Consider the following 25,706-nt stretch of genomic DNA (forward strand, 5'->3'; position numbering starts at 1 on the left):
CGTGCAGGTGGCCCTCCATTGCTGTTATGGCTTGTTGTTTGGTCCGGTCTAGAGCCCAATGTCCGCGGACTGCAAAAGCGCGACGGCGTCCGGCTGGCCCTCGAAGGTCACAAGGGCTTGGCTGGTCCGGCCATGGGCATGCATAAGCAGCTCGCCGGGCTCGCCAACAATGGCGACGGAAACGGGCGCGCGCTTGGCTACGTGGCGCGGACCTGTGGGCCGCACAAGAACAATGCCCAGATCTACGCCACGGTAAAGGAACGCAGCGCGCTTGATCAGTTCGTCCCAGAGGGCGTCCGAGTAGGCCTCGTCCAAGGCACGGGGCGCCCAGCGGTCGCCGGCGCGGCGAATGTCCTCGGTGTGCACAAAGTACTCAATGAGATTTGACGTCTCATCCAGTGCCCTGATCTTCAAGGGTGACAGCGCCGGCGGGCCACCCCGGAAGGTCTTGACGAGGTCGGCGTAAGCATCCGGGCTTTTCAGCTTCTCTGCCAGCTTGGACGTGGCCTTCTCCGAAGCCTTGCCAAGGCTGGGAATCAGCAGGCCCAGTCCAACTGCGATCTTCCGTTCGCGCAGGTACAGGTGCGCGGCAAGATCCCGGGTCAGCCACCCTTCGCAGAGCGTGGGGGAGTCAGGCCCGGCCGCCAAGAGGGTTTCGGCCAGTACTTCTCGGGAAGGTTCGACGAAATGCATCACTTGTGAAACTAGCACGATCGGAGCACTCTTGCGCAGTGGAACCGCCGCAGAAACGGGCTCCCGTCAAAGGCACTAGACTTGATCTGATGTCAGAGCAGTCCGCCCCCAGCCCAACTCCTGCCACGGAGATATCAAGCGAGCCCGCGAGCCCCTTGCCGCAGGAGATCGCCAACGCCCTCAAACGGGACCCGTCCGGCCTCGTTGCAGCGATCGTGCAGCAGCACGATACCCATGAGGTCCTCATGCTCGGCTGGATGGATGACGAGGCGCTCCACCGCACCATGACCTCCGGCAGGGTCACGTTCTATTCCCGCTCCCGTCAGGAGTACTGGCGCAAGGGCGACACCTCCGGACATGTTCAGTTCGTGAAGTCTGTTGCCCTTGACTGCGACGGCGACGCCCTTTTGATCCGCGTGGACCAGATCGGCGCAGCCTGCCACACCGGAACCCGGACCTGCTTTGATGGTCGCGACCTCGCAGTCGTGACGGGCCACCGCGAATAAGGCACCCACCACCTTCCACCGACGCACCACCTCAGACAATAAGGCGGAGAACATAGCCATGCAGGACCTTGGAATCATTAGCCCGGGCCTGGAAGAGTTCCGCGAACTCGCCGTCCACAGCCGTGTCATCCCTGTCCGACTCAAAGTTTTGGCTGATGCCGAGACTCCCATCGGCCTGTACCGCAAGCTGGCCAAGGGGCAGCCGGGCACTTTCCTGCTCGAATCAGCAGCGGTTGGCGGCGCCTGGTCCCGCTACTCCTTCATCGGTTCGAAGTCACGGGCCACGCTGACCACCAAAGACGGCGAAGCCCACTGGATCGGCCAGCCTCCTGTGGGTGTCCCGGTTTCCGGAAACCCGGTTGATGCTGTGCGCGAGACCATTGCTGCGCTGCAGACGGATCGCTTTGAAGGCCTGCCCCCGTTCACTTCCGGCTTGGTTGGTTTTCTTGGCTGGGAAGCCGTGCGTCACTGGGAACGCCTGACGTCTCCGCCCGAGGATGACCTCCAACTGCCGGAGATGGCGTTGAACCTGGTCACCGACATGGCGGTGCACGACAACGTGGATGGGACCGTCCTGCTGATCGCCAACGCCATCAACTTCGATGACAGCACCGAGCGTGTGGACGACGCCTGGCATGATGCCGTGGCCCGTGTGAAGGCTTTGTTAGAGCAGATCAGCACCCCTGTTGCCCAGCCTGTCTCTGTACTGGAGACCGCCGCACTGGACTTCGCTTCAAGCGTCCAGGAACGCTGGGACGAGGCCAAGTACTTGGAGGCAATAGACCGCGGCAAGGAAGCCATCGTGGACGGCGAAGTTTTCCAGGTGGTGATCTCCCGGCGATTCGAGATGGAGTGCGCGGCGGACCCGTTGGATGTGTACCGCGTCCTGCGTAACACCAACCCCAGCCCGTACATGTATCTCTTCAGCCTTGAGGATGCGGACGGCCGCGAGTACTCGATTGTGGGTTCCTCGCCGGAAGCTTTGGTGACCGTCACCGGACAGGAAGTCATTACCCACCCGATCGCCGGATCGCGCCCCCGCGGCAAGACTGTTGAGGCGGACAAGGCCCTGGCCACGGAACTGCTGGCGGACCAGAAAGAGCGCGCCGAGCACCTGATGCTCGTTGACCTCTCACGCAACGACCTCTCCAAGGTTTGCGTGGCAGGAACCGTGGATGTCACGCAGTTCATGGAGGTGGAGCGGTTCAGCCACATCATGCACCTGGTGTCCACGGTGGTTGGCGAGCTCGCCCCGCACGCCAAGGCCTACGACGTCCTCAAAGCCACCTTCCCTGCAGGCACGCTGTCCGGTGCTCCCAAACCGCGTGCCCTGCGGCTGCTCGATGAACTCGAACCGCACCGGCGCGGCATCTACGGTGGAGTGGTGGGGTACCTGGATTTCGCCGGCGACATGGACATGGCTATTGCCATCAGGTCCGCCCTGCTCCGTGAAGGCCGCGCCTACGTCCAGGCAGGCGGTGGAATTGTGGCCGATTCGCACAAGCCCGCAGAAGCGCTGGAGACTGTGAACAAGGCCGCCGCGCCACTTCGGGCTGTCCACACGGCAGGGTCGCTGCAGAACATCTCCGCCAACACCGTCCTGAAGGCGGACGCGCCGGACGACGGAACGTCGGCCTCATGAGTACGGCATCATCAGTGCCTTCGGTCAAGCGGTCCCCGCGTTGGGCCCGAAAGTCCACTGTGGTTCTGGCCACCACCATCCTCGCGCTGGCCGTGTTCGGAGCCACCACTCAAACCTGGATCGACGTCCGGTTGGATCCCACGGGTGCTTCCAACAGCGATCTCCATGTTCAGGGAAGCAAGGCTGCCACGGCGGTGACTGCTTTGGCGGTGGTGGCTTTGGCGGGTGGTTTGGCAGCTTCCATAGCAGGCAGGATCGCGCGCTGGATCACCGCCTTCCTTATTGCCTTGTCCGCTGCCGGGATCATCGTCGCGGCAGTCACCGTGATCCTTGATCCGTTGGGCGCCGCACAGGGTTCCATCGCTGCGGCCACCGGGGTCTCGGGCGGGCAGGCAGATGCCACGGCAACTGTGTTCCCGGTGCTGGCCATCGTTGCCGGGGCACTTCTGGCGGTTTGCGCCATTGTCCTGCCGTTGGCCGGACGTCACTGGACCTCGCGGACCAAGTATGACGCCGGGGTCCGTGGCAGGAAGAGCAGCAACGAACCCGTGGACGAGATCGACAGCTGGGACAGCCTCTCGCGCGGTGAAGACCCCACGTAGGCACAGGCATGCAGCTTCCGGGCAGTCCGGTGCAACAAAGCCGACACCACCTGTCCTGACGTCCGCCGATGTCCCGGCACCGGTCAATAAATGGCAGAATGTAAGCAGTATTCATCCTGAGGAGATTTCACATGAGCAAAACCACAGTGTCCGCAAACCAAGCTGAATCCAAAATGGCCAGCCACGCTGATGCCATCGGTCACGGAAACAGCCCGGCTGCCTGGACCTGCGTACTTGTGATGCTGGTCGGCGCCCTCATTTCCTCCATCGCCTTCGTCATCGCCAGCACCCCGATCTTCGTTGGCGGTCTGGTGGTCATGGTTATCGGCCTGATCGTGGGCTTCGTCATGCGCAAGGCAGGCTACGGAGTTGGCGGCAGCAAGCTGCAGAACAACGGCCACTAATCGTGACCGTTCTTGATGACATCATTGTTGGAGTCAAGGAGGACATGGAGGCCCGCCGCGGCCTCGTGTCACTGGTGGAGCTGAAGGAGCGCGCCGCAAACGCTGCTCCAGCGCGCGATGCATGGGCAGCCTTGGGTGGCCCGTCGTCCATCCGCAACGACCTCAAAGTCATCGCAGAAATCAAGCGTCGCAGCCCCTCCAAGGGCGACCTCGCCTCGATTGCCGATCCCGCTTCCCTTGCAGTGCAGTATGCCGACGGCGGAGCTTCGGTCATCAGTGTCCTCACCGAACAGCGCCGCTTTGGCGGCTCGCTGGCGGATCTGGACGCAGTGCGTGCCGCCGTCGAAACGCCCTTGCTGCGCAAGGACTTCACCGTTGACGAATACCAGATCTTCGAAGCCCGTGCACACGGCGCGGACCTGATCCTGCTGATCGTGGCGGCATTGTCCGACTCCGAGCTTGCTGACTTCAGTGCTCTGAGCCACGAGCTGGGCATGAACGTGTTGGTGGAGACGCACACTGAAGAAGAAATCGAACGGGCCGTTGCCGCGGAAGCCAGGATCATTGGCATCAATGTGCGCAACCTCAAAACGCTCGACGTCGATCGCTCCGTTTTCGGCTCGCTGGCCGGCTTGATTCCGGCTGAGGCCGTGATTGTGGCCGAGTCCGGTGTCAGGGGACCCGAGGACGTCTCGCACTACGCCTCGGGTGGAGCGAACGCCATTCTGGTGGGGGAGGCGCTGGTCAGCGACTCCACCCCGCAAGAACGCATCACCGAATTCAAGGCAGCCGGAGCTGCCGCCATCGCCGTCAGGAACTGAGGCAGTAACTGACTCACGGCGAATAGTTGCAAGGCAGCCCTGGCATTAGCCTGCGGCTGCCTTGTGGCACGTGGAACTACCCAATGAACTAACTGGAACAGGACGGTGAGACTGATGGTCGACGCGCCAACAGCCGGCTCAGAAGAGAATGCGGCAGACGCATTCCTCCAAGGTGGCCCTTCGCTGCGGAATGCATCGGGGCCCTACTTTGGCAGCTATGGCGGACGCTGGATGCCCGAGTCGCTCATCGCCGCCCTTGACGAAGTCCAGGACACTTTTGAGAAGGCCAAGGCTGACCCCGATTTCATCGCTCAGCTCAAGGACCTCAACAAGAACTACTCCGGCAGGCCTTCGCTTCTGACTGAAGCCAAGCGCTTCTCGGAGCATGCCGGTGGTGCGCGTATCTTCCTCAAGCGTGAGGACCTCAACCACACCGGTTCCCACAAGATCAACAACGTCCTGGGCCAGGCACTCCTTGCCAAGCGCATGGGCAAGACCCGCGTCATCGCCGAGACCGGCGCAGGCCAGCACGGCGTTGCCAGCGCCACAGCGGCAGCCCTGCTGGGCCTGGAGTGTGTGGTTTACATGGGTGCCGAGGACTGCAGGCGACAGGCCCTGAACGTGGCCCGTATGCAATTGCTCGGCGCAACGGTGGTTCCCGTGACCAACGGTTCGCAGACCCTCAAGGACGCCATCAACGACGCCCTTCGGGACTGGGTCTCCAATGTGGAGCACACCCACTATCTGCTGGGTACCGCAGCGGGCGCGCATCCGTTCCCGGCAATGGTCCGTTATTTCCACGAGGTCATTGGTGAAGAGGCGCGGAGCCAGATCCTGGAGCAGACCGGGAAACTTCCCGATGCCATTGCTGCCTGCATCGGTGGAGGCTCCAACGCGATCGGCCTTTTCCACGCATTCCTTGATGACGCCTCAGTGAAGATCTACGGCTTCGAAGCCGGCGGTGAAGGTGTTGAGACAGGCCGACACGCAGCGGCCATTTCCCTGGGCAGGCCCGGCGTACTTCACGGTGCCCGTTCATACCTGATGCAGGACGAAGACGGCCAGACCATTGAGTCGCACTCCATTTCTGCCGGTTTGGACTACCCCAGCGTTGGTCCGGAGCACTCCTACCTGGCTGACATTGGCCGCGTCACGTATGAGGCCGTAACGGACACCGAGGCCATGGATGCGTTCAGCCTCCTGTGCCGGACCGAGGGCATCATCCCGGCCATCGAGTCCTCGCACGCTCTGGCAGGTGCCATCAAGATTGGTCACCGACTCACGGAGGGCAAGGAGACCCCCTCGGACGTCACGGTGATCGTCAACCTGTCCGGGCGTGGGGACAAGGACGTGGAAACCGCCGCTGCCTGGTTCAACATGTTGGACGAGGAAGGGCACGTCAAGGGCACCACCCTGTCCACGCGGAAGCCCAAGGGCCCAACGGAGCGCACCAATGAAGCAGCCGTGGATGTCAACGAGGACCAGAACTGATGACTGAAGAATTCGCCAGCAAATCCGCCGCCGCCATTGACCGCGCCAAAGCCGAAGGCCGCGCCGCGCTGGTTGGTTACCTTCCCGCGGGATACCCCACGGTCCAGGAGAGCATCGAGGCCGGCATAGCTCTTGCCCGTAACGGTGCTGACCTGATCGAAATCGGCATCCCGTACTCGGACCCCGTCATGGATGGCCCTGTGATTCAAGCCGCAACCACCGAAGCGATCTCCAACGGATTCCGCGTAGCCAACGTCTTCGATGTGGTTGCCGGAATCACCGCCGCCACCGACGCAGCCGTGTTGGTGATGACGTACTGGAACCCTGTGATGCGCATGGGCGTTGACGAGTTTGCCCGCCGCCTGGCCGAGGCCGGGGGAGCTGGGCTCATCACGCCGGACCTGGTTCCTGACGAGGCTCATGAATGGTTCGAAGCTTCTGACAGGTACGGGCTGGACCGGGTGTTCCTTGTGGCACCCTCCTCCACACCGGAGCGCCTGGATATGACGGTCAAGGCAAGCCGCGGATTTGTGTACGCAGTGTCCATCATGGGTGTTACCGGAACGCGTACCTCCGTCAGCAGCCTTGCAGAGGATGTAGTTGCCCGCGCCCATGCTGCCGGCGCCGAGCGGGTGTGCGTCGGTTTGGGCGTCTCCAATCCGGATCACGTCCGTGAGATCGCCGCCTATGCGGACGGCGTGATCGTGGGCACCGCTTTGGTGGCAGCACTCCGCGATGGCGGCGTGGACGCCGTCGGACAACTCACCAAGAACCTCAGCGCCGGCCTGGGCCGCGCAGCTGCAGAAGCCTAGGAAAAGGAAACAGCGAAGCGAATGCAGACCGTCCTCCACGCTGCGGCAATGGTCCCCTTGAGTATCCCGAGCCCCTCGTGGTCCGGTTTCGACATTCCGCTGCCGTGGGGGACGTTGCGCATCCACGCCTACGCCCTCTGCATCCTGGCGGGCATCATCATTGGTTTGTGGCTTACGTCGGCCCGTTGGAAGCGGCGCGGGGCGCCCGAAGGAAGCCTCTGGGACATCGCAATCTGGGCGATTCCCTTCGGCATCATCGGCGGCCGGCTCTATCATGTGTTCTCTTCTCCGGATGCGTACTTCGGGCCCGGTTTTGACGGCACCGGCGATCTCTCGCTGATTCCGCAGATCCAACGCGGCGGTCTGGGTATTTGGGGTGCGGTAATCCTCGGCGCCGTGGGCGCATGGATTGGTTGCCGGCGCGCCGGTCTGAAGCTGACAGCGTTCCTCGATGCGGCAGCTCCTGGCCTCTTGCTCGCTCAGGCGATTGGACGCTTGGGGAACTGGTTCAACCAGGAACTCTTCGGCGCGCCAACTACTTTGCCCTGGGGACTTGAGATTGATCCCGCCAACGCCAACTTCCCGCCGGACATGGCTGCCGGCACGCTCTTCCACCCCACGTTCCTTTACGAGATGCTGTGGAACCTCGCAGGCGTGGCCATCCTTTTGCTGCTGGACAAGAAGTTCAACTTCCGTTGGGGCCGGCTCTTCTGGCTCTACGCCGTGTACTACACCCTGGGCCGCGTCTGGATTGAGGCACTGCGCATCGATGATGCCGAACAGATCACCCTGTTTGGCATCACCACAAGGCTCAATGTTTGGACCAGCATCTTCGTCTTCATCGCAGCGCTGGCTGTCTTCTTCCTCCTCGGCATGAAGGGCCGCCCGGTCCCTGACACTCCTTATTTGGCGGGGCGCGAGCCGGAAGGAACCCAGGAAAAAGTGCCTGCCTCGGTGACCAGCGTCACCAGTCATGATGTGGACGCATCTGTCTCAGATACTGGTTCGCGTGGTAATCTCCCTGATAACCAAAGCGATTCGGGCCACGTTGACGAGCCGCAGGAAACAGCAGGGAAGCCGGAAAAGGACAGCGTGTCCTCCACGGATTCCATTTCTGCTGAACCTGCCGCAAGGAAGGCCCCCGAATCCACGCCGAAGGCAGACGACACCAAGTAGTCGCGTTCGGTAAAGGGGCAACAGAGTCACCGCTCGTAGGGCCCAGTCCACAGCGTCGTGGCACCCCGGAAACCGGATCGCAGCATACCGATGTTCACTGGTCAAGCCGGGGCCAGAGGTCTGCGTAACTGTTCGTTGCGCTGGATCGGCTGGCCTACAATTCCAATTACTAGCGCTTTGTTGTGCCCGTCACAGGGCAGGCAAGGTGGGGCCAACGTTGTCCCTTCCATACGCACGATCTCGAGGAAGGACGTCTCCCATGACCCATCTTCATAACCCCGGTTGGTCCGAAAAAATCGAACCTCAGGGTGCCATGTCTCCGTTCAAGCGCTTTGCCGCGCTCCCGGAGGCTCAGGGTCTTTACAACCCTGACAAGGAGAAGGACGCCTGCGGCCTGGCTATTATTGCCACGCTCCGCGGGGAACCGGGATACGACATCGTGGAGGCGGCTCTGACTGCTCTCCGCAATCTCGAACACCGCGGCGCCGTGGGCGCCGACGAAGGTACCGGGGACGGTGCGGGCCTGCTGATGCAGGTTCCGGACGAGTTCTTCCGGGCCGTCACAGAATTCGAATTGCCTGCTCCGGGCCAGTACGTGGTGGGCACCGCCTTCCTTCCTGCGGAGTCCCGTGAAGCAGAAACGGCAAAGGCCGGCATTGAAGCACTTGCAGCTGATGAGGGCCTGACGGTCCTGGGCTGGCGCGAGGTTCCAGTAGTGGCCGACCTCGTCGGCGCCATGGCGCGGGCCTGCATGCCTTACTTCTCGCAGCCGTTCTTTGCCTCCGCTACCGGTGAGCAGCTTGAAGCCAACGAGCTCGACTCCCGCGCCTGGCGTATCCGCAAGCGTGCCCAGAACAAGTTCGGCGTGTACTTCCCGTCGCTGTCCTCGCGCACCATTGTGTACAAGGGCATGCTGACTACCGCGCAGTTGGAGCCGTTCTACCCGGACCTCTCGGACAAGCGGTTCAAGACGAAGCTCGCAATCGTCCACTCGCGCTTCTCCACCAACACGTTCCCGTCCTGGCCGTTGGCGCAGCCTTTCCGCACCATCGCCCACAACGGTGAGATCAACACGGTCAAGGGCAACCGTAACTGGATGCGTGCACGTCAGTCGCAGCTGGCCAGTCCGCTGCTTGGTTCGGTCCCCGAAGAGCTGTACCCGATCTGTACCCCCGGTGCCTCGGACTCAGCGTCCTTCGATGAAGTTGCCGAACTCCTCTGGCTGTCCGGCCGTCCCATCACGCACTCCATCATGATGATGATCCCGGAAGCGTGGGAGAACCACGCCACCATGGATCCCGCACGCCGTGCGTTCTACGAGTACCACTCCCTGCTCATGGAGCCCTGGGATGGTCCTGCCGCTGTTTCCTTCACTGACGGCAGCCTCGTTGGCGCCACCCTGGACCGCAACGGCCTGCGGCCGGGACGCTACTGGATCACCGAAGACGGCCTCATCATCTTCGCCTCCGAGGTTGGCGTGATCGAGGTTGAGCCTTCCAACATCGTCAAGAAGGGCCGCGTTGCCCCGGGAAAGATGTTCCTGGTGGACACCGAAGCCGGCCGCATCATTGACGACGCCGAGGTCAAGGCCGAGGTGGCCGCTGCAAACCCTTGGGCCGAGTGGCTCAAGGACAACCTGATCGACATCAATGAGCTCCCCGAGCGCGAGCACGTGGTTCACACTGCGGCATCAGTGAACATCCGTCAGCGGACCTTCGGCTACACCACCGAAGAGCTGAAGATCCTCCTGGGGCCGATGTCCCGCACCGGTGCAGAGCCGCTGGGTGCCATGGGTTCGGACACTCCTGTAGCGGTGCTCTCCAAGCGCCCGCGCCTGCTGTTCGACTACTTTGTGCAGTCCTTCGCCCAGGTCACCAACCCGCCGCTGGATGCCATCCGCGAAGAACTGGTGACCTCCCTGAAGTGCGCCATTGGTCCCAACGGCAACCTTTTGGACGGCAAGCAGGTCCGCCAGCCGCAGATCTCCCTGCCGTTCCCGGTGATCAACAACGATCAGCTGGCCAAGATCGCCAACATTGAAACCCCCGACGGCGACCGCATCGCCATGAAGGTTCGTGGCCTTTACCGCCCCGAGGGCGGGGAAGCGGCACTGCGTGCGCGCTTGACCGAGATCTGCGAGCAGGTTTCCGGTGCCATCAACCGCGGCGTTCAGTATGTTGTGCTCTCCGACCGCGACTCGAATGCGCAGTGGGCTCCGATTCCTTCGCTCCTTCTGGTCAGCGCCGTTCACCACCACTTGCTCCGCAGCGCCAACCGCACCAAGACCGCCCTGGTGGTTGAGGCCGGCGACGTCCGTGAGACGCACCATGTGGCAGTGCTCATCGGTTACGGCGCTTCTGCTGTCAACCCGTACCTGGCCATGGAATCGGTGGAACAGCTGATCTCCAACGGCGACGTCACAGGCGTCACTGCCGAAGACGGCGTTTACAACCTCATCAAGGGCCTCGGCAAGGGTGTCCTGAAGATCATGTCCAAGATGGGCATCTCCACTGTGGCTTCCTACACGGGAGCCCAGACCTTCGAAGCACTGGGCCTGTCCCAGGAACTGGTTGACGAGTTCTTCTCCGGCACACACTCCCAGTTGGGCGGCGTTGGCTTGGACGTTATTGCCGCCGAAGTTTCGGCGCGCCACCAGATGGCCTACCCCGAAGGTGGCATCGAGCACCCGCACCAGCCGCTCCTGGGCGGTGGCGAGTACCAGTGGCGCCGTGACGGCGAACCGCACCTGTTCAACCCGGAGACGGTCTTCCGCCTGCAGCACGCAACGCGCGAACGCCGGTACGACATCTTCAAGTCCTACACCAAGGGCATTGATGACCAGTCCGAGAACCTGATGACCCTGCGCGGGCTGCTCAAGTTCAAGGACGGTGTCCGTCCGGCTGTTCCGCTGGAGGAAGTGGAGCCCGTCTCCAGCATCGTCAAGCGTTTCTCCACCGGTGCCATGAGCTACGGCTCCATTTCCAAGGAAGCGCACGAGACCCTCGCAATTGCCATGAACCGTTTGGGCGGAAAGTCCAACACCGGTGAAGGTGGCGAGGACGTGGACCGTTTGCTGGATCCGGAGCGCCGCTCTGCCATCAAGCAGATCGCTTCCGGCCGTTTCGGTGTGACCAGCCTGTACTTGACCAACGCCGAGGACATCCAGATCAAGATGGCCCAGGGCGCCAAGCCTGGCGAAGGTGGCCAGCTGATGGCGCAGAAGGTCTACCCGTGGGTGGCCCGGACGCGTCACTCAACCCCCGGCGTCGGACTTATTTCCCCGCCCCCGCACCACGACATCTACTCGATCGAGGACCTGGCGCAGCTCATCTATGATGCCAAGCGCGCCAACCCTTCGGCCCGTGTCCATGTGAAGCTGGTTTCGGAAGTCGGGATCGGCACGGTGGCCTCCGGTGTGACCAAGGCGAAGGCCGACGTCGTGCTTGTTTCAGGTCACGACGGCGGTACCGGCGCCTCGCCGCTGAACTCGCTCAAGCACGCGGGTGTGCCGTGGGAACTCGGCCTTGCCGAGACCCAGCAGACCCTGATGCTCAACGGTCTGCGTGACCGTGTGGTGGTTCAGGTTGACGGCCAGCTCAAGACCGGTCGCGACGTTGTCATTGCTGCGCTGCTTGGTGGCGAAGAATACGGTTTCGCGACTGCTCCGCTGGTGGTTTCGGGCTGCATCATGATGCGCGTCTGCCACTTGGACACCTGCCCCGTTGGTGTTGCCACGCAGAACCCGGAACTGCGCTCCCGGTTCAACGGCAAGCCCGAATTTGTGGTCAACTTCTTCGAATTCCTCGCAGAAGAAGTCCGCGAAATCCTTGCCGAACTCGGTTTCCGCAGCCTCGAGGAAGCAATCGGCCACGCCGAGGTCCTGGATACCCGTGAAGCGATCAACCACTGGAAGGCCGAAGGGCTGGACCTGGATCCCATCCTGCACGGGCTGGAGTTCGACGACGACGTGCCGCTGCGCAACATGACCGGCCAGAACCACGAGCTGGACAAGCACTTTGACCAGCGGCTCATCACCATGGCCCAGGAAGCTCTCAGCGACCGCATGCCGGTCAAGATCACCCTGGACGTCATCAACACGGACCGCTCCGTGGGCACGATGCTGGGCCACGTGGTGACCAAGACGTTCGGCGTGGATGTGCTGGCGACGGACACGATCGACGTCACTCTTAACGGCACCGCTGGTCAGTCGCTTGGTGCGTTCCTGCCTGCCGGCATCACGCTGCGCATGTTCGGTGACTCCAACGACTACGTGGGTAAGGGCCTTTCCGGCGGACGGATCATTGTCCGCCCGGACCGCACCAACGTGTTCCAGGCTGAGCGGAACGTCATTGCCGGCAACGTCATTGGTTACGGTGCCACCAGCGGTGAAATGTTCCTCCGCGGCCAGGTTGGTGAACGCTTCCTGGTGCGTAACTCCGGCGCTACCGCCGTCGTCGAAGGTATTGGCGATCACGGGTGCGAGTACATGACCGGTGGCCAAACACTGATCATCGGCCGCACGGGCCGTAACTTCGGCGCCGGCATGTCCGGTGGTACCGCCTATGTCCTGGACCTGCAGCCCGAGCGTGTGAACAAGCTTGCCCTCGACACCGGCGAACTCCAGCTCCTGGAGCTCGACGCCGAGGACCGCGACATTGTCCACGGCCTGCTCACCAAGCACGTTGAGGAAACCGAATCCGTCCTGGCCGGCCGTCTGCTCGAGAACTTCGACGACACCGCCGCCCGCATCACCAAAGTACTGCCGCGCGATTACGCCGCAGTCCTGCAAACCCGTCTCAACGCGATCGAAGAGGGCCTTGACCCCGATGGCGAAGAAGTATGGTCTCGAATCCTGGAGGTAACCGGTGGCTGATCCACGCGGATTTCTGAAAGTCCGGCAGCGCGAAACGCAGCCACGCCGTCCCGTTCCTGTCCGCATCATGGACTGGAAAGAAGTGTACGAAGCCCAGGAAAAGGGCGTCCTGAAGAGCCAGGCCGGCCGCTGCATGGACTGCGGTGTTCCGTTCTGTCACCAGGGCTGCCCGCTGGGGAACCTCATTCCCGAGTGGAACGATCTCGTGTGGCGGGACAAGGGTGAAGAAGCCATTGAGCGCCTTCACGCTACGAACAACTTCCCGGAGTTCACCGGCCGTCTGTGCCCTGCACCCTGCGAGGCATCCTGTGTGCTGGGCATCAACCAGCCTGCGGTGACCATCAAGCAGGTTGAGGTCTCCATCATTGACCAGGCCTTCGACAACGACTGGGTCCAGCCTTTGCCGCCGACCCGCCTCACCGGCAAGACGGTGGCCGTGGTTGGTTCCGGTCCTGCCGGCCTGGCCGTGGCACAGCAGCTGACCCGCGTGGGCCACACCGTTGCAGTGTATGAGCGCGACGACAAAATTGGCGGCCTGCTCCGCTACGGCATCCCGGACTTCAAGATGGAGAAGGAACAGGTTGACCGCCGCCTTGAGCAGATGAAGGCCGAAGGCACGCGCTTCCGGACCGGCGTTGCTGTTGGTACGGATGTCACTTGGGAGCAGCTCCGCCGCCGTTACGACGCCGTTGTGGTAGCCACCGGTGCTACCGTTCCGCGTGACCTGCCCATCCCCGGCCGGGACCTCGAGGGCGTCCACTTCGCCATGGACTACCTGGTACCGTCCAACCGCAAGGTGGCGGGGGAGAACCCCGAAAACCACATCGATGCCCGCGGCAAGCACGTTGTCATCCTTGGTGGTGGCGATACCGGTGCTGACTGCATCGGAACCGCCCACCGCCACCAGGCAGCATCGGTGACCACGCTCGCAATTGGCAAGCAGCCCCCTGCCGAGCGTGCCACCCACCAGCCGTGGCCCACGTTCCCCACCCTGTTTGAGGTCGCCAGCGCCCACGAAGAGGGCGGCGAGCGTACCTACCTTGCATCAACGGTTGAGTTTGTTGGAGAAAACGGCAAGCTCACCGGCGTCAAAGTTGCTGAAACCGAGTTCGTGGACGGCAAACGCCTTCCCAAAGCCGGTACAGAACGAGTCATTCCAGCTGACCTTGTGTTCTTGAGCCTTGGCTTTACCGGTGCTGAGCCGGCGGGTATCACGGAGCAAGTCAGTGCAGAATTCGACGGTCGGGGCAACGTAGCCCGCGACGGCTACTACATGACAAACACCGAGGGCGTGTTTGTTGCCGGCGATGCCGGACGTGGCCAGTCACTGATTGTGTGGGCCATTGCGGAAGGCCGTGCGTGCGCGGCTGCAGTGGACAGGTTCCTGATGGGAAGCACCATCCTCCCGGCACCGGTCGCCCCCACCGACCGGGCGATAGCGGTCTTATAGCGCCGGCAGGAACACTTCTTTTACTCAATCAGCATGACTACTTAGGGTAGGTATATGAGACGCGCGAAAATTGTGGCAACTTTCGGCCCGGCTATCTCCAGCTTCGAAAACACCCTCGCGGTGCTGGAGGCCGGCGTCGACGTTGCTCGCATGAACATGAGCCACGGCGACTACTCCGTGCATGACATCACCTACGAAAACGTCCGCAAGGCTGCGGCCCAGCTGGGCAAGCCGGTGGCCATCATGGCCGACCTCCAAGGCCCCAAGATCCGTCTTGGCCGCTTTGTTGACGGCCCGCACGAACTGGCCGTCGGCGACACCTTCACCATCACCACCGAAGACGTCCCCGGCACCAAGGACATCTGCTCCACCACGCTCAAGAGCCTCACAGAAGACGTCAATGTGGGCGACGCCCTGCTCATCGACGACGGCAAGGTGGCCATGCGCGCCATCGAGGTTGACGACGTCAAGGTAGTTGCCACCGTGACAGTTGGCGGCAAGGTCTCCAACAACAAGGGCATCAACCTGCCCGGTGTTGCCGTCAACGTCCCCGCCTTGAGCGAAAAAGACGAGGACGACCTCCGTTGGGCGCTCAAGCGTGGCGCCGACCTCATCGCCCTCTCGTTCGTGCGCGATGCCTCAGACATCAAGCGCGTCCACGAGATCATGGACGAAGAAGGCCGCCGCGTGCCGGTGATCGCCAAGATCGAAAAGCCGCAGGCAGTGGAGCAGCTCCACGAAATCATCGACGCCTTCGATGCCATCATGGTTGCCCGTGGCGACCTCGGCGTTGAACTGCCGCTCGAAGAGGTGCCGATCGTCCAGAAGCGCGCCATTGAACTGGCACGCCGCTGGGCCAAACCGGTCATCGTGGCCACCCAGGTCCTCGAATCCATGATCGACAACCCGCGCCCCACCCGCGCCGAGGCTTCCGACTGCGCCAACGCAGTGCTCGACGGCGCCGATGCAGTAATGCTCTCCGGTGAAACCTCCGTGGGCCAGTACCCCATCGAGACCGTCAAGGTCATGGCCCGGATCATCGAATCCACCGAAGTTCACGGTCTTGAGCGCGTACCCCCGCTGGGCACCAAGCCCAAGACCCGTGGTGGCGCCATCACCCGTGCCGCCGTCGAAATCGCCGACCAGCTGGACGCGAAGTACATCTGTACCTTCACCCAGTCCGGTGACTCGGCACGACGCCTCTCACGTCTGCGCCCCGTCAAGCCGGTGTTCGCCTTCACCCCGGTGGAGCACGTCTGGAACCAGCTGGCTCTCACCTGGGGCATCCAGCCGGTTCTGGTTCCCTCCGTGGGCCACACCGACGAGATGACCGCACAGGTGGACAAGAGCCTCCTGGAAATGGACCTCGTGGACGAAGGCGACCTTGTTGTCATCGCTGCCGGTTCCCCTCCAGGACAGGCCGGTTCCACCAACTCGCTGAAGGTCCACAAGGTAGGCGACCTCGCCGATACCTCCAAGACCGACGACGGTTCACGCAAGGAACCTGTTGGCCCGTGGCCTGAAAAGAAGTCCAAGGCCAAGAGCTAGTTCTTCGGCTGTGAAAAGCGGGTCCCGCCTTATGGCGGGGCCCGCTTTTGCTTGTCGGCTTTGGGTTTTGACCGTCGTGCGTTGCTTTGAGCTAGTTGACCTGGTTGATGATGGTCTCCGCAACCTCACGCATGCTGAGGCGGCGGTCCATGGAGGTCTTCTGGATCCAGCGGAAAGCTTCCGGCTCCGTCAGGCCCATCTTGGTGGTCAGAAGGCTCTTGGCGCGCTCTACAAGCTTGCGCGTAGCGAACTGCTCCTGGAGGTCCGAAACCTCGTTCTCGAGCGCCTTAATCTCCTCATGGCGGGACAGGGCAATCTCGATGGCCGGGATCAGGTCCGCGGGGGAGAACGGCTTGACGACGTACGCCATGGCGCCGGCGTCGCGTGCGCGCTCCACCAGTTCCTTCTGGCTGAAAGCGGTCAGCAGCACAACAGGGGCGATGCGGGCCTTGACGATCTTCTCAGCTGCAGAAATGCCGTCCATGACAGGCATCTTGACATCCATGAGCACCAGGTCAGGCTTCAATTCTTCAGCCAACTGCACGGCCTTCTCGCCGTTGTCAGCCTCGCCGACGACGTCGTACCCTTCGCCCTTCAGGATCTCGATAATGTCCAAGCGGATGAGGGTCTCATCCTCGGCAACGACAACGCGTCGGGCCGGCTGGCTAGTAGACGTGGACTCCGTCTGTTCGGTCACGGGATCTCCTTGAAAAGGTTCGGCGGGTTCATGTCCATCTTAGTGTGGACTCTTTGATGGCAGGTTTTGTTGCATCAGGCGCGCCCGGTTCTTTGAATCAGCCTATCTGCATGTATAGTAATTTCGCGTGCTGGGAAAGGATTGCGTTGCTCACAGAAGTGAGAGCAGTCAGCGAGATTTAACTTCCCGGTAATCCGCGCCCGAGTGGCGGAATTGGCAGACGCGCTGCACTCAAAATGCAGTATCGAAAGGTGTGTGGGTTCGAGTCCCACCTCGGGCACAGTAATGTCGCAGGTCAGGGGCCTATATGGCCCCTGACTGTTGACAAAACCCCCAAATCTGTTGACACGCAACTAGCATTTTTATGTGGCTAGTATCCGGAAACGCGTCAAAAAGGACGGCTCTTCGTCCTTCATGGTGGTCTGGCGCGACCCGAAGATCCGGAAGCAGCAGGGCATCACTGTCGACTCCGCGCATGAGGCTGAAACGCTGAAGCGGTTACTCGATGCGAACGGACAATCATTCGAGATCGCCCAGCAGGCGCTTCTGGACAACAGGGCGAAGATACCCACGGTTGGCGAAGTCATTCAGGAGCACATCGACCTGCTGATCCGGCCGTCGAGTGGCACGGTGAAGACGTATCAGACCATGCTCGATCTGCATGTGAAGAAGGTCATTGGCCACGTCCCCGTCGACAAGCTCGACTACCGACTCATCGCTTACTGGGTGAAATCGATGATGGCCAAGGGGCGATCTCCCAAGACAATCAAAAATGTCCATGGGTTGATCTCGGCGTCGATGAACACAGCGGAGATGCTGGGGTACATCACGCGCAATCCCTGCCGAGGTGTGCAGCTGCCTAGCGTCGAAAAGGCTGAAGACGAAATGATGTTTCTGACTCACGCGGAGTTCGGTCTGATCATGGAGGGCATGGGGGAGCGGTACCGGGACTTCACCAACTTCCTGGTCATGACCGGGACACGCTTCGGAGAAGCCACGGCACTGACGGTTGCTGACATCGACTTGCTGGGGAAGCCGGCCACGGCTCGGATCAACAAGGCGTGGAAACGGGACGGGCAGAACCAGTTCTACATAGGGCCGACGAAGACCGGCGCAGGCAAGAGGACTATTGGGCTGAACCCTGGACTGGTGGACCTCTTGATTCCCTTGGTAGCTGGCCGCCTTGGTGGTGACTTGCTTTTCACAACACCGAAAGGTGAGCGGATTGTTCACAAGCTGTACTGGCACCACTACTGGATGCCGGCGGTCAAAGCTGCCCAGGAACGCGGCCTGCGGAAGAATCCGCGCATTCACGATCTACGGCACACGCATGCCTCGTGGTTAATCCAGGCCGGCGTCCCCATCTTTACGATCTCGCGCCGGCTGGGGCATGCGTCAACCCGCACCACAGAGGGCGTCTATGGGCACCTCATGCCGGAAGCGCTGCAGGCTGGGGCGGATGCGACGGAGCGTTCGGTGGCTGCGTTTATGCGGTAGAGATGCCGTGGTTTGTTCTTGCTCAGGAAACGAGGCGATTGCGGGCCCTTGTTCCGATGAGCCGGGTGCTGGTTGTGCCGCCGCTGGCGGCGGCCGCCCGGTGTGTGCCGGGCAGGATCTCACTTAGCCTGGCTATCTCTGCGATGTGCTCTGACGTAAAGACGATCTTTCCCTTGCCCCAGCACGCGTGAGGGAAGCGTCCCGCGGCTGCGCCGTCACGCAGCCATCCCTCGCTGCATCGCATGAGACTTGCTGCTTCCGCAGGCTCAAAGAATTCCAGGTCCATGTCTATCCGTCCAAGGTGAAATCCAATGTGAAGTTTTCATGGAGTATTTGAACGTGAAGGACATGACTAACAAAATCTACCTTCGCGAAGAGGACAACCCCGGACCCTTTGCGTCAGATTATGGCTCTGCCTTGTGAACACCACAGAAACATGGTGGCTGGCGCCCTCCTAGGCAGTGTCCTCTTGATATCGCCCTGATATTGACGTGAGCTTGTCCAACCATGGGAAGACTGGCGATGGGTGTTGAGGCGGGAAGCAGCGATGCCCGCATGGTCGTTGTTTTACGGCATGGCGATTCAACAGTTCTGAAAACGGGCACGTATCCGGCAGACTTGACGTTGTGTTCGGCCACGATGACGTGACTGGAGCAGCGGATGCTTACTGAATTAGGGGGAGTGATGGAGAGCCGGACGAACAGCGACTACTTGGAGTTTCTGGGGGATCGACTTGATAAATTCTCGAGCACGTTCGAAGAGTTCATGACACATCACGTGGAGAACACGGGCTTTGGAGGCATCGCCGTGGGTATGGCACCTGCTGTGCTGCCGAAGGATGGTGCTGACAAAGCACGTGTGCGGGCGCTCACTGATCAGCTGAACCACCTCGCTGGAGCTCTCATGGATCTCAGCAATGTCACTCAGGTCAGGATGACCGCCCCGGGAGCCGGCGTCCTGGACCCCTTCGTGAATTGGCAGCGAATGCTCGAACCGAAGCCGCTGCTGGATGCTGGTGTGGTCCGAAGTTGCTGCCTTCAGGCCGCCGGTCGTTTAGAGGGCCTGCAGGCTAAAGCCGCCGCTCTGTCTTCTCCGAACATCGAGCCATCGCTTCTCCATCCTCTCGTGTGGGCTGCGGCCCAGCGTCTTTGGAACGACGGTCATCTTCGTCAAGCGGTTGCAGCTTCTGCGGAGGCCGTCAGCGGCCAGATGAAGCAGCTCATTGGTCGGAACAACGCCAGTGACACGTCTCTATGGCAGCAGGCCTTCGCAGCCGCGGATCCCCAGGAAGGTAAGCCTCGGCTGCGCTGGCCCGGGGATGTTGATGACCAGGACGTTAAGACGATGCAGTCCGGTCTGCTTAGCTTCGCTCCCGGTGTAAACATGGTGATACGAAACCCAGCGACGCACGTCTCCGCAGACTTCACCGAGCAGGACGGGCTCGAACAGTTAGCGACGCTCAGTATTCTTGCAAAGTTTTTGGACCGGTGCGTGGTCGTGTCTGTCGATGGCGTGACTTCCGCTGCGGTCCCGCCGGAGGTGCCTGCGCCCGCAGACGAATCCAACCGATTAACGACGCGAGAAGACGGCTAGCGCGAGATGCCAACAGGAGGAGAGGACCTTTCCGCATCTGCGAGAGGAATGCTGAAGAAGGTCAAACGGCGATATCTGGAATCCCGGGACTTCAACGGACTCCACGTCAGTACTTCTCGGAACACAACCGAAGAGATCGATGGAGCGGTCGAATTGGCTGAGGCCGGCATGGTCGAAGTCGTGGGCCCGAGTGACTACCTGAATATTCACATACGTCCCTGGCCTTCGCGAAGGACGGTGGCTAAGCAAATCGAGGAGCTCCGGGAACTCTCCGAAGACGATTACGGGGTCTGTCTTTATCCCAAGGCAAAAGCACTAAAAAAGACGAAATTGCCCGGGAAGTTCGAAAACGCTCCCTTTTCTAAGGCAATGGCTCGTGGCCGATCCACGCTCGAACTGGCGTTCTTCAGCGCGGACGTGCTCGAGGGTTACCGAAACGATGCCCGGTTCAGGTTCGGCATGGGGGACTTTGGGATTAATTTTGGACTGTCGGACGAGGCGTTCGAAGACAGAGACCAGCCGAAGAAAGACAGGGTTGGTCTCCTGCATCTCGGCTTTGCCTACGATATGCGCCAGTACGACCCACAGGCCTCGGATTCGCCGATCATCCGACGCGTGGCCGCATTCTACGGGGACTTGGACGACCTCACACCAGAGCACCAACAGCGATGGGCGAGTTTTCAGGTTGCCAAGAAAGGGGTTGATCCCCACCCAGTTTGGTACGCGTCACAAATGGGTCACTGGCCGGACGGCATGGGCCCGTTCGCTCGACTCGCCCAGGAACTGAAAGCTATTGGCGACTTGTTCGAAAACGTTTGGGGCATCCGTCTATTCAGGTCCCACGAACTTCCTGACGACTTCGGCTGGATCCTCAGAGCAGACCAACGCGAATGGGACCATTTCATTCACTCGTTCGACAAGCTCTTGTCAGACAACATTGATGACGGAGCGCTTGATAAGGCCAAGGTTCCACGGACGAACGAGAAAGGGGACCCTTTGGGCACCCTTGGCCGGTTTGAGTTGTTCATGACGATGAAGCACGTAGCGCCAGAGTCTGCCAAGTGGGCGTTGAGGCCGTTACGCCAAGTTCGAGCGGCTCGGCAAAAGCCGGCCCACGCTCTGCGAACCAACGTGACCGACCAAACCTTCGTACGAAAGCAGAAGGACCTCCTGCACGATGTCAATGAAGTCCTAATAAACATCCGTCAGTGGCTATCGAGCCACCCCCAGAATCGGGAGTGGAAGGAAACATGGCCCGCGGCTAAGGATTATCCGCTCTGAAAACAGGAACTGAGCGGAGGGTAGCTACTGAGGCGGCGACTACATTTCGAGGTCCCGACGACAGCAGCTGCGCATCCCTAATTGCCTTCTGGAAGTATGTTCGCGATAATCGGCGGTGCTGACTGAACCTATGCCGACACCTGCAGCGATGCTCGGGTGCGTAGGTCGTATTGCCGCTCTGGACATGTCCAGAGCGCGGGCGTTCAATTGAATTACAGGGTTCGTCGGCTGGCGCAGCAATTTGCGCACGTCGACACGAACCGAGGGGAAACGCATCACTGGGGATGTCATGACCAACGACCCATATCCCTCAGGACAATCGCCGGCGGAACGCGCAGCGAGTGCCTTCGATTCGTTAGCGCTTCCTACTCATTTGAACCTGGAACGCCTCGTTGAAGTGGTTGAGGGTGTCCGGCATCGGCCTATAGAAATTGAAGCTGCCGGAGCACTGAATGGTGGATCAGTCTGCGGTTTGTGGCTGTCCACGGATGATGTCGAGATCATCTTGCATGCCATCAGCCCTTCCGGACTCCACCGTCAACAGTTTGTCCTTCACGAGCTGGGGCACATGGTCTTGAGGCATGACGAACTTGTGGTGCCGGCCGACTACATAGGGGTCCTCTTCCCGAACCTTCCGACCGGCCTGGTATCTCGTGTGTTGGCCAGGAGCAGCTTCACTGACGACTTGGAAGCCGCTGCGGAATCGCTGGCAGATCTCTTCGCGGCAGCAATACGGAACAGTGCCAGGGAGCCGCGATCGTTCGAGAAGGTCTTCGAATGATCCAGACAGTGGCCGCGGCTATGATTTGGCTACTCGTCGTTTGCCTGTTGCTTGGTTTCAGGAGACGGCGCGATCACAGCGTGCTGACGGCCGCCATCACGATTGCAGTCGCACTGACGCTCAACATAGATCAGGTCTACTTGGGCTTTGATGCTGTCCTGGGCGGTCGTGACTTTGTGGACCTGTTGTCCAACATATCTATGGTCGTGGGCATCTACTTTCTCTCGACAGCTATCATTCGGGCGGCTAAACCGGACGAAACGGTCGAGAGACGAGACACTGCTGGCCTAGTTCTCTTGGCCACGGTAATTGTGTGCCTTGCAGCCAGCTTCAGCGCCGTCGTTACCGAAGGCAGTTCCACTCGTTTCATGGTGGATTACGGTGGTCAGTGGCCCGCTGCCCTCTACTCATCGATCCAGTTTGTTTACATCGGCTACGTGGTTAGCGTTACGGGTGTTACCTGTTTCCGATTTCGCGGCGACATGTTGAGGCCCTACTTCCGCATGGCATTTACGAGTATCGGGGTTGGTTGTACTTTTGCCGTTCTCCTTGTGCTGCTCGTGCTGGCCATGGATGTTCTGCATTTGCATGGACGCCTGGATGCTATGCGTGCGATCTCGCCCATTTATGATGCGGCGGTCGTTGCCGCCATGACTTTCCTGTGCGTCGGTCTGGCCATCCCACCCGTGGCGCGTCGAATTCTCCGCCGTAAACAATCCGCGACCGAGGCGGAGCTGGTTAGCGACCTCACGAAAATCTGGGAGAACACAACAAAGAAACGGCAAAACGTTCGACTCGTGCGAGACACAGAAATGATCAGCCATCAGGACCATGCCCAAAGACTCCATAGGATGCTTGTTGAAGTGCAGGACGCACTGTTAGTAGAGCCCGGGTTGGGCAGTTCCTTGGACATCCATGACCTCAATGTCTTGAACGCAGCTGAGAACTACCTGGCGGGACCGATCGTGCGCCAAGTTGCAGTTCGTCGACGGAAGGGGAATCGGCGATATGACGGATGATGCCAGTTCCTTCGAGAGCCCACAGACCAGATTGGCACGAAAACTCAATCTCCTACTTGACCTCTACGAGGCCGAGGGATCGGAGGCGTTGACATACCCCGAGATCAATCGGCATATGAGTCAGCGTGGAACGCCGCTTTCCCGCTCCCGCTGGGCCTACATGCGCAGCGGAGACAGCTCGTTGGCGACCGATCCCGTGCTGCTTCGTAACCTTGCGGAATTCTTTGGAGTGGATCGTGACTACCTCTTGGACGATGCCGGCGAGGTACCAAAGCTTGTAGACGCTCAGCTGGAACTTCTTCGTACCCTGCGTGAGTCACGTGTGCGGAACTTCGCCGCTCGTCAGTTGCAGGGGATCTCTCCGGATACCCTGGTGAGACTCCGCGCAGTGATCGACGAACGCAGGAGGGCCCAAGGGGTGGACGATGCCGACAGCAATTAGTCCTAGGTCTTTAGAGGTTGCCGTTCTTGCTGCATCAGGGGCGGTGCTTGCAGGCGTGGCCGGCGCAGCATACTTCGCTCGTCAGGTTGTAGTGCCAAAACACAGCCGTCGTGAGGGTCTGGAAGTTCGGGCAGTGCACACCAACGGGGACGGATCCCTAGAGATCGAACTCCCCGCTACGGAACAAACGAGAGCGCCGGGACGATACAGTCTGTGGTTTGAGCAGGGGGCGGGCCACGCATGCCTCGGACCGGTCGTTGGCTCCCACCCTGACCGAAACTCAGTAGTCCGGGTGGTTGAGCGAGTGGACTCGGGGGACCTTGAACAAGCCAAGGCAGGTATCTGGAGTGGGTACGTCTACTCGAAACCGGAGCAACTCGGCCTGCCGTACGAAGACGTTGTGATTCCGGTTGAGAATGGCGTCGCCCCGGCTTGGAAATTCGATCCTCCAGCCGGCGTCAACCCATCCGGCGAATGGGCCGTCCACATCCATGGCATGGGCGGTAAAAGAGCCGGCACACTTCGCGGCATACCGGTCGCAAGGCGTCTGGGACTGACGTCGCTGGTTGTCTCGTTCCGCAACGACGGCGATGCACCGCCGTCGTACGATGGCCGCTACAACCTCGGCCAAGGCGAGTGGCGCGACGTCGATGCCGGCATCAACTACGCCATTTCCAATGGCGCTGAACGCATTGTCCTTTTTGGGTGGTCGCTGGGAGCTTCCATCGCCCTTCAAGCAGCAGCTCTGTCGCCGAATTTCTCGCGAGTAGCCGGCATGGTTCTCGACGCGCCAGTCTTCGACTGGCGAACGACCCTGGCAGCGAACGCCAAGGCGGCCGGACTTCCTCGGCCACTTGTGCACCTGGGCTTCACCATTCTTCGATCCAGGGCCCTCCGGTGGGTAACCGGCCTTACTGAACCGATATGTCTGGATTCCCTGGATTGGTTGGCGCGAGCACCTGAATTGAACAAGCCGGTCCTCGTACTCCATGGACAGAAGGACGCCACAACGCCCTTCGAAGCGTCCAAGAAAGCGGCGAGTCTGAGACCGGACCTAGTCAGATTGGTGGAGTTTGAATCCCTGGGCCACTCTCTGGAGTGGAATGTCGACACCGAAAAGTGGGAGCAATCGGTCGAGGACTGGTTCCACCGTCTCCCTTTGGCCGGCGCTAGTCCTGATCACGCGGGAGCTCAGTAGGAGGCGTTAGCAATGAGTACTGGGCCGCTAGGTCGATGAGCTGGCACTCGACGACTGAGGCATGGGCGGAGTAACGCTCGTCAGCCAACGCCTGAACGCAACCAGCCGACTCAAGGACGAGGAGATGACGGCGAACCGTTGCTCGAGAAGCATGGAGTCCCGACGCCAAGACGCCAGGGGACGATGGCCCACTTCTGATAAGGAAGCGAAGGATCTGGCTCCGTGTTCGGTTCATCAAAATGGAAGTCGACATACAAACCACGGCTCAGGATTGTGGAGGATGCTTGATTGTAGACGGGTCTACAGCAACAGGATACGCCTCCTGCGAATGGCGGAACAGATTAGTAGGTTGTTTGACTTGTTGGATCTAGCAAAACCCGCTTCATTTAGGCGTTGAGATATGGCTCGCTCTTGGGATAACGTGGTCTTCGTCCCGCGCGCATCGGGGCTTGGCAGCAGCTGGTGGCCGTTGCGAGTTCACGGGTGGTCACTCGACGAAGTCTTACTTGGTGCGTTGGCATGAGGACTGTGTGCCCGAGTCTCTGCGGTAGTCCAAGCCGATCCGGCGTGGTCCATATGTTTTGAGCACTTGTCTGCAAACTGCTTGCCTGGGCACTTCTGTCGCTGGTTCAAAGGGCACAGGCGTTCTTACAGCTTCAAGAAGACGTGCCGCCGACGACTAGGGCACCGACACAACGGTGAGTGGCCTCCGTAACATAAGGCCGTTCTCGAGGCCAAGGCATCCGTCCTAGAACCGCGAGAGCGGCCTTTTTGCGTTACCCAGATATGGTGCAGAAACGACTTGAATTGCAATGGGGGAATGGTGAAAAGGTTTTCCACGAGCGGTCCCGCTCTTTTACTTCTAATCGTTGTACTGTCCGGCTGCGGCGAAGGCGCCAACAGCGCGGGGCCGGCCGCTACAGAAACAAGCCTCGCGGCGCCGACTGTCACAAAGACAGTTACGGTAGCGCCTACACCAAAGCCAACGTCCATGAGTACAACTGGCTCCTACAAAGCTGACCTCGCCGCCCTCGGCGTTGTGCCGGACAACGTGCAGAGCTACGCCGACTGAATGGAGACGGAAATCTGCGACGAGACCGGTACTAGCCTCGGCGTCTCAGTTCGCTCCATCGGCGGCAATGCGACGGGTGGTGGAGTCGATGGCGTGCGCCTTACTGTG

Annotated in this window: 22 protein-coding genes and 1 tRNA gene; 19 read left to right on the forward strand and 4 right to left on the reverse strand. The window is 60.8% G+C overall.

The genetic code is table 11. The annotated features are described in order from the left end of the window. Positions 1-48 precede the first annotated feature (48 nt). A complete protein-coding gene (locus ABI796_RS08695) occupies positions 49-693 on the reverse strand; it encodes a TIGR03085 family metal-binding protein (RefSeq protein ID WP_141282056.1) in 645 nt (214 codons plus the stop codon). Positions 694-782: 89 nt separating this feature from the next. On the opposite strand from ABI796_RS08695, the gene hisI reads away from it, so the two are divergent. The 11 genes from hisI (at position 783) to pyk (ending at position 16,018) form a co-directional block, all read left to right on the forward strand. Next, positions 783-1,199, forward strand: a complete 417-nt coding sequence (hisI, locus tag ABI796_RS08700; RefSeq protein ID WP_141282058.1) for a phosphoribosyl-AMP cyclohydrolase — start codon at positions 783-785, stop codon at positions 1,197-1,199. Between the two features lie 58 nt (positions 1,200-1,257). Continuing rightward, positions 1,258-2,841 (forward strand): anthranilate synthase component I, encoded by a 1,584-nt coding sequence (locus ABI796_RS08705; RefSeq protein ID WP_141282060.1) that lies wholly within the window; start codon positions 1,258-1,260, stop codon positions 2,839-2,841. Further along, entirely contained in the window at positions 2,838-3,443 is a 606-nt protein-coding gene (locus ABI796_RS08710; RefSeq protein ID WP_141282062.1) for a Trp biosynthesis-associated membrane protein, read from the forward strand. Before ABI796_RS08705 ends, ABI796_RS08710 begins: the two co-directional genes overlap by 4 nt. Before the next feature lie 131 nt (positions 3,444-3,574). Next, positions 3,575-3,847 (forward strand): HGxxPAAW family protein, encoded by a 273-nt coding sequence (locus ABI796_RS08715; RefSeq protein WP_141282064.1) that lies wholly within the window; start codon positions 3,575-3,577, stop codon positions 3,845-3,847. A gap of 2 nt (positions 3,848-3,849) precedes the next feature. After that, positions 3,850-4,668, forward strand: a complete 819-nt coding sequence (gene trpC, locus ABI796_RS08720; protein ID WP_174754480.1) for an indole-3-glycerol phosphate synthase TrpC — start codon at positions 3,850-3,852, stop codon at positions 4,666-4,668. A gap of 114 nt (positions 4,669-4,782) precedes the next feature. After that, entirely contained in the window at positions 4,783-6,159 is a 1,377-nt protein-coding gene (gene trpB / locus ABI796_RS08725; protein WP_141282068.1) for a tryptophan synthase subunit beta, read from the forward strand. After that, positions 6,159-6,971 carry a tryptophan synthase subunit alpha gene (trpA, locus tag ABI796_RS08730; protein WP_141282070.1) on the forward strand — a complete coding sequence of 271 codons (813 nt, stop codon included), beginning with the start codon at positions 6,159-6,161 and terminating at the stop codon, positions 6,969-6,971. The genes trpB and trpA overlap by 1 nt, the downstream gene beginning before the upstream one ends. 21 nt (positions 6,972-6,992) lie before the next feature. Further along, positions 6,993-8,147 (forward strand): prolipoprotein diacylglyceryl transferase, encoded by a 1,155-nt coding sequence (gene lgt, locus ABI796_RS08735; protein WP_141282072.1) that lies wholly within the window; start codon positions 6,993-6,995, stop codon positions 8,145-8,147. 259 nt (positions 8,148-8,406) lie between these two features. Further along, positions 8,407-13,020 carry a glutamate synthase large subunit gene (gene gltB / locus ABI796_RS08740; protein WP_141282074.1) on the forward strand — a complete coding sequence of 1,538 codons (4,614 nt, stop codon included), beginning with the start codon at positions 8,407-8,409 and terminating at the stop codon, positions 13,018-13,020. Next, complete coding sequence (locus tag ABI796_RS08745; protein ID WP_141282076.1) at positions 13,013-14,470, forward strand: glutamate synthase subunit beta; 1,458 nt, start codon at positions 13,013-13,015, stop codon at positions 14,468-14,470. Before gltB ends, ABI796_RS08745 begins: the two co-directional genes overlap by 8 nt. Before the next feature lie 54 nt (positions 14,471-14,524). After that, the gene (gene pyk, locus ABI796_RS08750) at positions 14,525-16,018 is read left to right on the forward strand and encodes a pyruvate kinase (RefSeq protein WP_141282078.1); all 1,494 of its coding nucleotides are present in this window, start codon (positions 14,525-14,527) and stop codon (positions 16,016-16,018) included. 91 nt (positions 16,019-16,109) lie between these two features. On the opposite strand, the gene ABI796_RS08755 is transcribed toward pyk, so the two are convergent. After that, a complete protein-coding gene (locus ABI796_RS08755; protein ID WP_141282080.1) occupies positions 16,110-16,715 on the reverse strand; it encodes an ANTAR domain-containing response regulator in 606 nt (201 codons plus the stop codon). A 198-nt stretch (positions 16,716-16,913) separates the two neighbouring features. On the opposite strand from ABI796_RS08755, the gene ABI796_RS08760 reads away from it, so the two are divergent. Together ABI796_RS08760 and ABI796_RS08765 are read left to right on the forward strand one after the other, a co-directional pair. After that, positions 16,914-16,995: transfer RNA gene (locus ABI796_RS08760), tRNA-Leu, on the forward strand. 134 nt (positions 16,996-17,129) lie between these two features. Then, positions 17,130-18,212, forward strand: coding sequence for a tyrosine-type recombinase/integrase (locus ABI796_RS08765; protein WP_246095689.1), 1,083 nt, complete (start codon positions 17,130-17,132; stop codon positions 18,210-18,212). Positions 18,213-18,234: 22 nt separating this feature from the next. Here the strand turns inward: ABI796_RS08765 and ABI796_RS08770 are convergent, their stop codons facing one another. Beyond that, complete coding sequence (locus ABI796_RS08770) at positions 18,235-18,498, reverse strand: hypothetical protein (RefSeq protein ID WP_141282084.1); 264 nt, start codon at positions 18,496-18,498, stop codon at positions 18,235-18,237. A 374-nt stretch (positions 18,499-18,872) separates the two neighbouring features. Between ABI796_RS08770 and ABI796_RS08775 the strand changes: the two genes are divergently transcribed. From ABI796_RS08775 to ABI796_RS08800, 6 genes are all read left to right on the forward strand, one after another. After that, positions 18,873-19,805: a TIGR02391 family protein gene (locus ABI796_RS08775; protein WP_141282086.1), complete on the forward strand. Its 933-nt coding sequence runs from the start codon at positions 18,873-18,875 to the stop codon at positions 19,803-19,805. A gap of 48 nt (positions 19,806-19,853) precedes the next feature. Next, positions 19,854-21,086: a hypothetical protein gene (locus ABI796_RS08780; protein ID WP_246095690.1), complete on the forward strand. Its 1,233-nt coding sequence runs from the start codon at positions 19,854-19,856 to the stop codon at positions 21,084-21,086. A gap of 289 nt (positions 21,087-21,375) precedes the next feature. After that, entirely contained in the window at positions 21,376-21,867 is a 492-nt protein-coding gene (locus tag ABI796_RS08785; protein ID WP_141282090.1) for a hypothetical protein, read from the forward strand. After that, the gene (locus tag ABI796_RS08790; protein ID WP_141282092.1) at positions 21,864-22,886 is read left to right on the forward strand and encodes a hypothetical protein; all 1,023 of its coding nucleotides are present in this window, start codon (positions 21,864-21,866) and stop codon (positions 22,884-22,886) included. Before ABI796_RS08785 ends, ABI796_RS08790 begins: the two co-directional genes overlap by 4 nt. 115 nt (positions 22,887-23,001) lie before the next feature. Then, complete coding sequence (locus ABI796_RS08795; RefSeq protein WP_246095691.1) at positions 23,002-23,328, forward strand: hypothetical protein; 327 nt, start codon at positions 23,002-23,004, stop codon at positions 23,326-23,328. 292 nt (positions 23,329-23,620) lie between these two features. After that, positions 23,621-24,526, forward strand: a complete 906-nt coding sequence (locus ABI796_RS08800; RefSeq protein WP_170224867.1) for an alpha/beta hydrolase — start codon at positions 23,621-23,623, stop codon at positions 24,524-24,526. On the opposite strand, the gene ABI796_RS08805 is transcribed toward ABI796_RS08800, so the two are convergent. After that, the gene (locus tag ABI796_RS08805; RefSeq protein ID WP_141282098.1) at positions 24,498-24,779 is read right to left on the reverse strand and encodes a helix-turn-helix domain-containing protein; all 282 of its coding nucleotides are present in this window, start codon (positions 24,777-24,779) and stop codon (positions 24,498-24,500) included. The genes ABI796_RS08800 and ABI796_RS08805 overlap by 29 nt on opposite strands. Positions 24,780-25,706: the final 927 nt, after the last annotated feature.

Source organism: Paenarthrobacter aurescens (genome assembly GCF_041549525.1).
Classification (GTDB): domain Bacteria; phylum Actinomycetota; class Actinomycetes; order Actinomycetales; family Micrococcaceae; genus Arthrobacter; species Arthrobacter aurescens.

What these genes read in the sequence shown, in the direction of transcription:
- ABI796_RS08695 (WP_141282056.1), bottom strand. Translation starts at nt 693, where the DNA reads ATGCATTTCGTCGAACCTTCCCGAGAAGTACTGGCCGAAACCCTCTTG.
- hisI (WP_141282058.1), top strand. Translation starts at nt 783, where the DNA reads ATGTCAGAGCAGTCCGCCCCCAGCCCAACTCCTGCCACGGAGATATCA.
- ABI796_RS08705 (WP_141282060.1), top strand. Translation starts at nt 1,258, where the DNA reads ATGCAGGACCTTGGAATCATTAGCCCGGGCCTGGAAGAGTTCCGCGAA.
- ABI796_RS08710 (WP_141282062.1), top strand. Translation starts at nt 2,838, where the DNA reads ATGAGTACGGCATCATCAGTGCCTTCGGTCAAGCGGTCCCCGCGTTGG.
- ABI796_RS08715 (WP_141282064.1), top strand. Translation starts at nt 3,575, where the DNA reads ATGAGCAAAACCACAGTGTCCGCAAACCAAGCTGAATCCAAAATGGCC.
- trpB (WP_141282068.1), top strand. Translation starts at nt 4,783, where the DNA reads ATGGTCGACGCGCCAACAGCCGGCTCAGAAGAGAATGCGGCAGACGCA.
- trpA (WP_141282070.1), top strand. Translation starts at nt 6,159, where the DNA reads ATGACTGAAGAATTCGCCAGCAAATCCGCCGCCGCCATTGACCGCGCC.
- lgt (WP_141282072.1), top strand. Translation starts at nt 6,993, where the DNA reads ATGCAGACCGTCCTCCACGCTGCGGCAATGGTCCCCTTGAGTATCCCG.
- gltB (WP_141282074.1), top strand. Translation starts at nt 8,407, where the DNA reads ATGACCCATCTTCATAACCCCGGTTGGTCCGAAAAAATCGAACCTCAG.
- pyk (WP_141282078.1), top strand. Translation starts at nt 14,525, where the DNA reads ATGAGACGCGCGAAAATTGTGGCAACTTTCGGCCCGGCTATCTCCAGC.
- ABI796_RS08765 (WP_246095689.1), top strand. Translation starts at nt 17,130, where the DNA reads ATGGTGGTCTGGCGCGACCCGAAGATCCGGAAGCAGCAGGGCATCACT.
- ABI796_RS08770 (WP_141282084.1), bottom strand. Translation starts at nt 18,498, where the DNA reads ATGGACCTGGAATTCTTTGAGCCTGCGGAAGCAGCAAGTCTCATGCGA.
- ABI796_RS08775 (WP_141282086.1), top strand. Translation starts at nt 18,873, where the DNA reads ATGCTTACTGAATTAGGGGGAGTGATGGAGAGCCGGACGAACAGCGAC.
- ABI796_RS08780 (WP_246095690.1), top strand. Translation starts at nt 19,854, where the DNA reads ATGCTGAAGAAGGTCAAACGGCGATATCTGGAATCCCGGGACTTCAAC.
- ABI796_RS08785 (WP_141282090.1), top strand. Translation starts at nt 21,376, where the DNA reads ATGACCAACGACCCATATCCCTCAGGACAATCGCCGGCGGAACGCGCA.
- ABI796_RS08790 (WP_141282092.1), top strand. Translation starts at nt 21,864, where the DNA reads ATGATCCAGACAGTGGCCGCGGCTATGATTTGGCTACTCGTCGTTTGC.
- ABI796_RS08795 (WP_246095691.1), top strand. Translation starts at nt 23,002, where the DNA reads ATGAGTCAGCGTGGAACGCCGCTTTCCCGCTCCCGCTGGGCCTACATG.
- ABI796_RS08805 (WP_141282098.1), bottom strand. Translation starts at nt 24,779, where the DNA reads ATGTCGACTTCCATTTTGATGAACCGAACACGGAGCCAGATCCTTCGC.